The 4,746-nt window shown below is 38.5% G+C and carries 8 protein-coding genes; all 8 read left to right on the forward strand.

Annotated elements, in window-relative coordinates; genetic code table 11:
- The coding region (locus HZC45_00260) for a TlpA family protein disulfide reductase (GenBank protein ID MBI5681604.1) at positions 1 to 371 on the forward strand (371 nt) is incomplete at its 5' end.
- 34 nt (positions 372 to 405) lie between these two features.
- The gene (locus HZC45_00265; GenBank protein MBI5681605.1) at positions 406 to 939 is read left to right on the forward strand and encodes a TlpA family protein disulfide reductase; all 534 of its coding nucleotides are present in this window, start codon (positions 406 to 408) and stop codon (positions 937 to 939) included.
- The gene (locus tag HZC45_00270) at positions 936 to 1,673 is read left to right on the forward strand and encodes a sulfite exporter TauE/SafE family protein (GenBank protein MBI5681606.1); all 738 of its coding nucleotides are present in this window, start codon (positions 936 to 938) and stop codon (positions 1,671 to 1,673) included. The genes HZC45_00265 and HZC45_00270 overlap by 4 nt, the downstream gene beginning before the upstream one ends.
- A 47-nt stretch (positions 1,674 to 1,720) precedes the next feature.
- Positions 1,721 to 2,038 (forward strand): glutaredoxin family protein, encoded by a 318-nt coding sequence (locus tag HZC45_00275; GenBank protein ID MBI5681607.1) that lies wholly within the window; start codon positions 1,721 to 1,723, stop codon positions 2,036 to 2,038.
- Positions 2,039 to 2,100: 62 nt separating this feature from the next.
- Positions 2,101 to 3,288, forward strand: coding sequence for a geranylgeranyl reductase family protein (locus HZC45_00280; protein MBI5681608.1), 1,188 nt, complete (start codon positions 2,101 to 2,103; stop codon positions 3,286 to 3,288).
- A gap of 152 nt (positions 3,289 to 3,440) precedes the next feature.
- Positions 3,441 to 3,950, forward strand: coding sequence for a hypothetical protein (locus HZC45_00285; protein MBI5681609.1), 510 nt, complete (start codon positions 3,441 to 3,443; stop codon positions 3,948 to 3,950).
- Positions 3,951 to 4,013: 63 nt separating this feature from the next.
- Positions 4,014 to 4,238: a hypothetical protein gene (locus tag HZC45_00290; GenBank protein MBI5681610.1), complete on the forward strand. Its 225-nt coding sequence runs from the start codon at positions 4,014 to 4,016 to the stop codon at positions 4,236 to 4,238.
- A gap of 111 nt (positions 4,239 to 4,349) precedes the next feature.
- On the forward strand, positions 4,350 to 4,746 hold a 397-nt coding region (locus HZC45_00295), incomplete at its 3' end, for a hypothetical protein (protein ID MBI5681611.1).

Below are 4,746 nucleotides of genomic sequence, written 5' to 3' on the forward strand. Positions count from 1 at the left end.
CATGGTGCAAGCCGTGCAGAGAAGAAATGCCGTCAATGCAGGATATATATGCAGGTTTGAAAGAACAGAATTTTGAGATACTGGCAGTGAGTATTGACAAGGGTGATACTGATGTCATAGAGAAGTTTGTTAAAGAATACGGTCTTACATTTCCTATCTTGCTTGACAGAAAGAACAGAATAAAAGAGGATTATAAAACTACAGGGGTGCCTGAGACATTTATAATAGACCAGAACGGAATAATTGCTGAAAAGGTTGTTGGTCCCAGAGAATGGCGGGCAGAGGAAGGACTGAAGATGATTATGGAATTATTGAAAAATGGTCCAAAGACTCCTGAAGAATATAAAAAGGGGTTAAAGGCAAAAGGGTGAAAAGCATGCTTTTCACGGCTAAAGGAAAATACTGATGAATAGTTTTACTCTTAAATATTTGATTGTTTTTGTTGTCTCTATATTTTTGCCAGCATCAGCATATGCAAGCCAGAATCTCTTTTCTGCGGCAGGCATTGAGGAGATAAAAGAAAAACCGCCTGCAGCAGAGTTTACCCTTAAATCTTTAGACGAAAAAATGGTCTCTATCAAGGACTTCAGGGGCAAAGTAATCTTGTTAAACTTTTGGGCAACATGGTGTCCGCCGTGCAAGTTTGAAATGCCTGAGATGGAGAGCCTTTATAAAAAATATAAAGATAAAGGTCTTGTAATGCTTGCTGTTGATATACAGGAGAGCCCTAATACAGTTAAAAAGTTTATACAAAAGAATGGTTATACATTTACTGTTCTTCTGGATTCAGATGGAGATGTGAGCAGGTTATATAATGCTGTTTATATTCCCATAACTTATATTATAGACAAGAACGGAAAACTTATTGGTAAGGCGGCAGGGGCAAGGGAGTGGAGTGGCGCGCCAATAAATAGTTTGATTGAGGAACTATTAAAATGACTACTAATGAGATAGGTGTATTATGGGCACTAATTGGGGGACTGCTTTCCTTCATATCTCCGTGTGTGCTTCCGTTAGTCCCATCCTATATATCATTTATTACAGGCATTTCGTTTGAAGAGTTGACCAATCAGGAAAACGAGAGAGAGATAAAGAAGGTCATTCTGGTCAACTCTATTATGTTTATAATTGGTTTTTCAGTAGTTTTTATTTCACTTGGCGCATCTGCAAGTTTCTTCGGTCAGTTTTTTATTACCTATAAAGATATTATAAGAAAGATTGGCGGCATTATTATCATCCTCCTTGGAGTCCACATCATAGGGCTTATAAACTTCAGGATTCTCCAGCAGGATAAAAGGCTTCACTTTTTCAGAGAAAAACCGGCGGGGCTCCTTGGCTCGTTTCTTGTGGGGATTGGTTTTGCAGCAGGCTGGACGCCGTGCATAGGGCCAATCCTTGCTTCAATCCTTATCATTGCCGCTGGTTCAGAGACATTCATGTTTGGCATGTTCCTTATGGTTATCTATTCTATAGGACTTGCAATACCATTCCTATTTACCTCTTTCGGCATAAATGCCTTTCTAAAACACTTCAGCCGCCTCAAAAAGCACATGAGGTTGGTTTCAATTATTACAGGCTCATTTCTTATCGTAATAGGCCTCTTGATTTATACAAACTATTTTGCTATAATCTCTGGCATGTTGAATAGTTTGCTTCCATTTCTTAATTTCTAAATCTTTCAAAAAAATGCATTTGCATTTTTTGGGGTAAAGACACATCTATGATTCATATTGATGTCTACGCCAGAAAAGACTGCCATCTTTGCAAAAGTAATTGTTTGCTTTGTAAAGATGTAAGGGATGTGCTTATCAATGTTAGAAAAGATATTCATTTTGGTTTCAAAGAGATAGATATAACAGCAAATGAAGAACTCCTTAGACGCTATAAAGAGAACATTCCGCTTATATTTATAAATGGCAAAAAGGCATTTAAGTTTAAGGTGGATGAGGTAGAACTAAGAAAGAGACTCAGAAAAGAGATTATAAGAAACACACTGCTTAAAAAATGCAGAAGTAAGATTAAAACCCTGAACAAATAATACCTGCCCTGTAAACCCCCAAAAATAGACTTTGATTTTTGGGGAAACTTTAGAATAGGTCTATGCCACTCAAATACGATGCGATAATTGTCGGTCTTGGTCCCGCCGGTGCAGCCGCTGCCTATAAACTTGCATCAAATGGTCTAATGGTATTGGCACTTGATAAAGAGAAATTCCCCAGATATAAGACCTGCGGCGGCGCTGTTTCATATAAAGTAAATAAGATTCTGAACATGGATTTTAGTTCCGCAGCAGAGGATGTAACAGAGGGTATTGTCTTCTCTTTCAGAGCAAAAAGGCAGATTTTTATCCCCCATAATACCCCTATTGCTACAATGGTTATGCGGGACCGTTTTGATAACCTATTAGCCGAAAAGGCAAAGGCAAAAGGAGTGGAAATTCTTTACAACATAAAGGTTAATGGTATAGAAGAAGATGACAGTCAAGTGGTTGTCAAAACAGAAAAAGAAGATTTTAAGGCAAGTGCGGTGGTTGCAGCAGATGGGGCATCAAGTTTTATAGCAAGGGATTATTTCAAAATACCCTTAAAACCAAATACCTTGACGATTGAAGGTGAGTTTTCATTAGACAAGGAGATACTTTCTACATTAAAGGGTAAAGCCATTATTGATTTTGGACTCATACCGTGGGGGTATGGATGGATATTCCCGAAAGGCAACAACCTTTCTGTTGGCATAGCAGGATTAAGTTCAAAGACAAATAGTAATTTTAAGAATTATTATAATGAATTTGTCAAAAGGCATGATATACTTAAAGGGCTGAAACCAATAAGAGAGGGTGGATGGATTATCCCCCAGTTTCTGGGAAATAAAATCAAGATTTCCGGTAAGAGGATTTTACTTGCCGGTGATGCAGCACATATTGTTGACCCGTTTATTGGTGAAGGTATATACTATGCAATAAGAAGCGGACAGATTGCAGCAAATGCAATTACCTGCGGCATTAAAAATAATGATTTTACTTCTTATGAAAAAGAGATTGAAAGAGAGATTTATCCTGAACTTGAAGCAGCACAAAAGGTTGCCGACATGGTGTATTCCTATCCTAAAATCTGGTCTAGTATGCTAGAAGCGGATACTGCCTTTATTAAAAAGTACTATGATGTGATAACAGGGGATTGCAGTTATCAGGCATTTCTGCAGGAGATATTAACTACTTCAAAGTTTAGTATTTTAATTAAAGCCGTGAAAGGATGGCTAAAGGAGGTGATAAGATGGGAAGGTTCATGATTCCCCGCGTATCCCACTGTAAAGAGGGGTGCCATAGATTGTCCCGGGTATGACACTAAACTGCCCTTCATTAAGACTATGATAGGATGTGGGAAAAGGGAGTGCAAAAACATTTTTTCACTCCCTACACCCCAACCCGCATGGTGTACCGAATGTCCCGACTAAAAAATAAATTTTTTGCAAAACTCTTTACAAGATTCCCATCCCTTGTTGACTGGTGGGTTAAAAACACTGTTACATGGAAGGTTGATGATATTCCATGGACACCTTTTGAAAAAGATTTAAAAGACTGCAAGATTGCCCTTGTAACAACCGCAGGTGTGCATTTAAAAACCCAGAAACCATTTGACATGAAAGACCTTGATGGAGATCCTACCTATAGAGAAATACCACTTGATACCCCCAAACAAGACCTTATGATAACCCATGACTATTATGACCATAAGGACGCTGATAAAGATATAAATATTGTCTTTCCCATAGACAGACTCAAAGAGATGCAGGAAAGAGGTGAAATCGGTTCAATCAGCAGGATAAATTTTGGTTTAATGGGACATATAGATAAAAGACATGTATCCGCACTTATAAATGACACTGCACCGCAGATTGCAAAAAAACTAAAAGGTTTAAATGTTGATGCAGTTCTCCTAACGCCTGGCTGAGGTATTTGCAATCGGTCCGTTGGACTGATACAGAGGGAGATAGAAAAACAAGGGATTCCGTGTGTGAGCGTATCTATTATAAGAAAGTTTACAGAAGAGGTAAAACCTTCCCGTGCCATATTCTTGAAATGGCCCCTTGGACACCCTCTAGGCGAACCTTTTAAACCCGAACAGCATAATGCTGTTTTAAAGAAGGCATTTGAGGCATTAAAAACAGTCAAAACACCAGGAAGCATAATTGATATCCCTTTTAAATGGAAAAGGGTTGAAGACCGGGAAAAAGTCTAAAAAACCATTGTAATTTTTTATAATCTGTAACACCGTTTCTTACCAAAAATTATCTCATAGATTGGAAAAACAATCTTGACACAGCGTAACCTATCAATTACAATGTAATACATGAGGGTTATTCTGGATGCCGACTGTTTAATCAAGATTACGAAGGCGGGCATAAAGGAAGATATTTGCAATGCCTTTGATATTGCAATACCTCATCTTGTCAAGGAAGAAGTTATTGACAGGGGAAAGGCAAAGGGACTGTCTGACGCAGTTGTGGTGGATAAAAATATCAAGGATAAACTCCTTAAAGTAACCGGAGAAGGAGATGAGAAGTCAAATACCGGTGAAAAAGAGGCGGTGAATCTTTTTCAGAAGGGCGGCTTTGACGCCATCGGGAGCGATGACAGGAAATTTATCAAACAGCTTAGGCTTTTCAATATTGCATATATTACCCCGGCGGTTTTTGTCGCGCTGCTATTGAAACAAGGATATTTAACCCAAAGTGAAGCAATGGGAA

The sequence above is a fragment of the Deltaproteobacteria bacterium genome (assembly GCA_016223005.1).
GTDB lineage: Bacteria > Desulfobacterota > GWC2-55-46 > UBA9637 > GWC2-42-11 > JACRPW01.